Here is a 3,841-nt window from a genome sequence, read left to right as displayed (position 1 = left end):
ACCTATGCAACCTGGTGGATCCGTCAGGCGATCACTCGCTCAATTGCCGACCAGGCACGCACTATTCGTATTCCTGTGCATATGATTGAGACAATCAATAAACTGAACCGTGTTGCCCGCCAAATGCTACAAGAGATGGGGCGTGAGCCGACACCGGATGAGTTAGCTGAACGTGTCGATATGCCTGAAGATAAAGTACGTAAAGTACTGAAGATATCTAAAGAGCCAATTTCGATGGAAACACCGATCGGTGATGATGAAGATTCACATTTAGGTGATTTTGTTGAAGATGTGAACGTGATTTCACCTTCAGATTCTGCGATAATAGAAGGTTTGCGTGAAGCGACTCAAGGCGTATTAAACGGCCTGACAGAGAGAGAAGCAAAAGTTTTACGTATGCGTTTTGGTATCGATATGAATACCGATCATACGCTTGAAGAAGTAGGCAAACAATTTGACGTCACACGTGAACGTATACGTCAGATTGAAGCGAAAGCATTACGTAAACTGCGCCATCCTTCACGTTCTGATCAATTACGAAGCTTCCTAGATTCAGAAGGTTCGTAAGCTAGTCAAAAGGGCCTATAGCTCAGTTGGTTAGAGCAGTGGACTCATAATCCATTGGTCCTAGGTTCAAGTCCTAGTGGGCCCACCAATACAATCAAAGCCTTGGTATTAAGTTCTGCCAAGGCTTTTTTTATGCCTGACATTGATAAATAATTCACAAAAGATTGATTATAGTCATAGCATCAGCATATCCCTGTTGTGATAAAAAAATACGACAGGCATGGTGTTATTAATTGATTAACATGTGAGTAGTTATGAGTGATGATCTGGATTTGTCTGGTTTAAGAAGAAGCTACGAAAAAGACTCTCTTGACGAGAGTATGAGTGCAGCATCACCACTTGAACAGTTTAAGCTGTGGTTATCAGACGCGCTGGAAAAAGGTGTGTGTGAAGCTAATGCAATGACCTTAGCCACAGCAGATGAACAGGGTAGACCATCAACTAGACCTGTCTTGATAAAAGGGTTCGATGAAGATGGCATTGTCTGGTTTACTAATTACCAAAGTAGAAAAGGGCAAAATCTAGATGTTAATCCTTACGCCTCAGTACAATTCTTTTGGCCAGAGTTAGAGCGTGTTATCCGAATTGAAGGGAAAGTTGAGAAACTCACTACATCATTGTCAGATGAGTATTATACTTCGAGGCCATTAACCCACCGTATCGGTGCTTGGGCATCACCACAAAGCCAAGTTATTAAAAGTCGGAAAGTGATTGTTGAAGACGCCGCGAAATACGCATTGAAGTTTGGACTAACACCGCCAAGACCTGAGTCATGGGGAGGGTATAGACTCATGCCTCAGTATTGGGAGTTCTGGCAGGGACGATCTAGTAGGCTACATGATCGCATTGCTTATAGCTTAAAAACAGATGGTCAATGGATAAAACAACGATTGGCGCCATAAAACTGATAGAAAATGTGATCTTGCTCATAATTTAGTGTCTTTATATTCAATTTTTTTATCTGTACGACGCTACACTTATTGTGAGGTGATGGGTTTCAGTTCTCACAATTATTGCTCCTTCTAATTGATTAAGCTAGGTATATACCTAGCTTTTTTTTGGGTAAAAAAAAGCCCCAATTAAGGGGCTGAGAGTAAACCGGTAGGTTTTAATAGTTTTTATTTTCAGAGGCGGAATCTTCAATCGCATCGCCTGCTGATTCAACATCCTTGCCAACACCTTCCATCGTGTTACAAGCGGATAAGAAAAGTGCCAAAGATAATGGAATTAATAAGGTAGTAAGTTTCATAATTTGCTCCTCCAATTATTGTTGAGAGGGTTTATTAAGTCTGGTCCAGTTCGGATACGTATCAAGATAACTCCGATCAAAACCAGATAGATCAATTAATCCGTCTAAATCGTTTATTTCTATTTGACCATTTTTATTGTCAATTAGACCTAAATCACGTAAGTGTTTAAACGTACGACTTACATGAACTGAAGAAATACCAAGGGTATCACCGATAATCGCCTGATTCATAGGTAGGTGAAACTCACATGCCCGCTGATGTAATCTCACTTTCATTTCAACAATGAAATGTGCAAGACGTTCAGCAGCGCTTCGTCTGCCTATATTGACGATTCTCTCAATCAGCATGGCCTGTTCTCTGGCCATGATCAAAAAGAATAAATCGGTTAATCTTGGTGATTTTTCAAAAATCTCAGTCAATCTTTGTTTAGGGAATGGACAGGCTTCTATTGGTGTCAGCGCCCTAAACTCTGTGAGTGAATGACTCAGTCCAATTTCCCTTAATCCTATAATCTGACCTGGCAAAAAGATATCCAGAATTTGCCTTTGGCCATCTGCCATGGTCTTTATCGCACAGGCCCAGCCAGATTTTAGGGTGTAAAAACGATCACTGTATTCACCAGCGAACGCTAGACGTTCACCAGAGCCAAACATACGAGCATCTCTTTCTAGAGCGGCAAGAAGGTTTACTTCTGACTCTGACAACTCGACCATTTTTTCAAACTGACGAACAATACAACTTTCTGTATCGCTGATAACAGATTCCATGAAGACTCGCTCAAATAATGTAGTTCAAAAGAGACCTTCTTGAATACGCCATCATCGATTAAGAATGTCTATATTTTTCGTGAGAATATACGTCTACATAGGTGGACGTCTACCAGTAATGAAGAAAATGAGGGCGAGAACTAAACCAATAACAAATAAAATCCAAGCAATGTTGGTCGCTGTACCAGCAACACCACTTAAACCAAGCGCACCAGCAATGATACCGATGATTAAAAACGTCAATGCCCAACTTAACATATCTATCTTCCTTTATAGTGAATGGGAATGAATACGATATGTGTATTTGATTACCTCGTCTTTAACATAGGTTAAGGCAGTAGTCATTAATCAGCGATAGGTTAGATTAAGAAGAGCCGAACAATAAGTATTTCCGATAAATACTTTTTGCTATGAAAGCTCTTTTAATGTCAGTATTGATGAACAAACGCATTAATAAGTTTGTCAGTCTAGTTGAATAATGTTTTTATTCAGCCCAATTCTAAATGGAGATGTATGTATGAAATCAATGAGTGAATCAAAGTCTTTTTCAATGATCTGTAAAGCATTTCTAATTATGTTTGCTTTTGCAGGCGTTGGTATGCTTTCAGCTTGTGATAACGATGGTCCAGCAGAAGAAATGGGTGAAAAAATCGACAACACGGTTGAAGATGCTGGAGATGCAATTGACGATGCTGCAGATGACGCTGGTGATGCTATTGAAGATTCAGCAGATGAAGCTGAAGATGCAATGGATAAATAGTTGCCACGGATAATAGTCTCGAAGATACGTTTATAACAGATCAATAGGAGATAAGAATGGCTACACAAACGACAAATCAAGAATTACAAGAACAGTTAGATGCACTACGTAAAGATTTTGCCGAAGTTACCAGTACTTTAAAAAATCTAACTACAGAATATGCACAACAAGGACAAGATAAAGTCAAAGCGACTGCACAGCAGGCACAACAACAGGCAAAAGAGAGTATTGCTAGAGCACAAGGCGAAGTTGAAGCACACCCATATACAAGTATGGCCGTTGCTTTTGGTATTGGCTTGGTGATTGGTAAAGCGCTCGATAGAAAATAACTCTATTCACCCTAACTAAATAAGAAGGTTACGATGAGTTTGTTTTCAAGAATACAAGTAACAACCTTAGCGTTTGCATTGGCAATCATTCTCGGATTATTTGCTATTGGTTTTGCCGGGATTGCTGGCTATATAGCTCTTCAGGCATATTTTGATACGCCTCTAGCA

At 39.9% G+C, this 3,841-nt stretch carries 7 protein-coding genes and 1 tRNA gene; 5 read left to right on the top strand and 3 right to left on the bottom strand.

The window, feature by feature from the left end:
- The 3 genes from B4K20_RS07620 to pdxH all read left to right on the top strand — a co-directional run.
- Nucleotides 1-567: sigma-70 family RNA polymerase sigma factor (locus B4K20_RS07620; protein ID WP_289282461.1), on the top strand; the 567-nt coding region annotated here is incomplete at its 5' end.
- An 11-nt stretch (nucleotides 568-578) separates the two neighbouring features.
- Nucleotides 579-655, top strand: a tRNA-Ile gene (locus tag B4K20_RS07615).
- A gap of 166 nt (nucleotides 656-821) precedes the next feature.
- Complete coding sequence (gene pdxH, locus B4K20_RS07610; protein WP_286305917.1) at nucleotides 822-1,469, top strand: pyridoxamine 5'-phosphate oxidase; 648 nt, start codon at nucleotides 822-824, stop codon at nucleotides 1,467-1,469.
- 206 nt (nucleotides 1,470-1,675) lie between these two features.
- Here the strand turns inward: pdxH and B4K20_RS07605 are convergent, their stop codons facing one another.
- The 3 genes from B4K20_RS07605 to B4K20_RS07595 form a co-directional block, all read right to left on the bottom strand.
- Complete coding sequence (locus tag B4K20_RS07605) at nucleotides 1,676-1,816, bottom strand: entericidin A/B family lipoprotein (RefSeq protein WP_286305916.1); 141 nt, start codon at nucleotides 1,814-1,816, stop codon at nucleotides 1,676-1,678.
- Between the two features lie 15 nt (nucleotides 1,817-1,831).
- Complete coding sequence (locus tag B4K20_RS07600) at nucleotides 1,832-2,584, bottom strand: Crp/Fnr family transcriptional regulator (RefSeq protein WP_289282460.1); 753 nt, start codon at nucleotides 2,582-2,584, stop codon at nucleotides 1,832-1,834.
- A 93-nt stretch (nucleotides 2,585-2,677) separates the two neighbouring features.
- Entirely contained in the window at nucleotides 2,678-2,842 is a 165-nt protein-coding gene (locus tag B4K20_RS07595) for a DUF1328 domain-containing protein (RefSeq protein WP_007144291.1), read from the bottom strand.
- Nucleotides 2,843-3,062: 220 nt separating this feature from the next.
- On the opposite strand from B4K20_RS07595, the gene B4K20_RS07590 reads away from it, so the two are divergent.
- Both B4K20_RS07590 and B4K20_RS07585 read left to right on the top strand, forming a co-directional pair.
- Nucleotides 3,063-3,344, top strand: coding sequence for a hypothetical protein (locus B4K20_RS07590; protein WP_289282459.1), 282 nt, complete (start codon nucleotides 3,063-3,065; stop codon nucleotides 3,342-3,344).
- A 56-nt stretch (nucleotides 3,345-3,400) separates the two neighbouring features.
- Nucleotides 3,401-3,673, top strand: a complete 273-nt coding sequence (locus B4K20_RS07585; RefSeq protein ID WP_286305913.1) for a hypothetical protein — start codon at nucleotides 3,401-3,403, stop codon at nucleotides 3,671-3,673.
- The last annotated feature ends 168 nt before the right edge of the window (nucleotides 3,674-3,841 follow it).

Source organism: Methylophaga sp. UBA5088 (assembly GCF_002414625.1).
GTDB lineage: Bacteria > Pseudomonadota > Gammaproteobacteria > Nitrosococcales > Methylophagaceae > Methylophaga > Methylophaga marina.
Note: the sequence above shows the minus strand (reverse complement) of the source record. Positions and strands in the feature narration are given on the sequence as shown.

What these genes read in the sequence shown, in the direction of transcription:
- pdxH (WP_286305917.1), top strand. Translation starts at nt 822, where the DNA reads ATGAGTGATGATCTGGATTTGTCTGGTTTAAGAAGAAGCTACGAAAAA.
- B4K20_RS07605 (WP_286305916.1), bottom strand. Translation starts at nt 1,816, where the DNA reads ATGAAACTTACTACCTTATTAATTCCATTATCTTTGGCACTTTTCTTA.
- B4K20_RS07600 (WP_289282460.1), bottom strand. Translation starts at nt 2,584, where the DNA reads ATGGAATCTGTTATCAGCGATACAGAAAGTTGTATTGTTCGTCAGTTT.
- B4K20_RS07595 (WP_007144291.1), bottom strand. Translation starts at nt 2,842, where the DNA reads ATGTTAAGTTGGGCATTGACGTTTTTAATCATCGGTATCATTGCTGGT.
- B4K20_RS07590 (WP_289282459.1), top strand. Translation starts at nt 3,063, where the DNA reads ATGTTTTTATTCAGCCCAATTCTAAATGGAGATGTATGTATGAAATCA.
- B4K20_RS07585 (WP_286305913.1), top strand. Translation starts at nt 3,401, where the DNA reads ATGGCTACACAAACGACAAATCAAGAATTACAAGAACAGTTAGATGCA.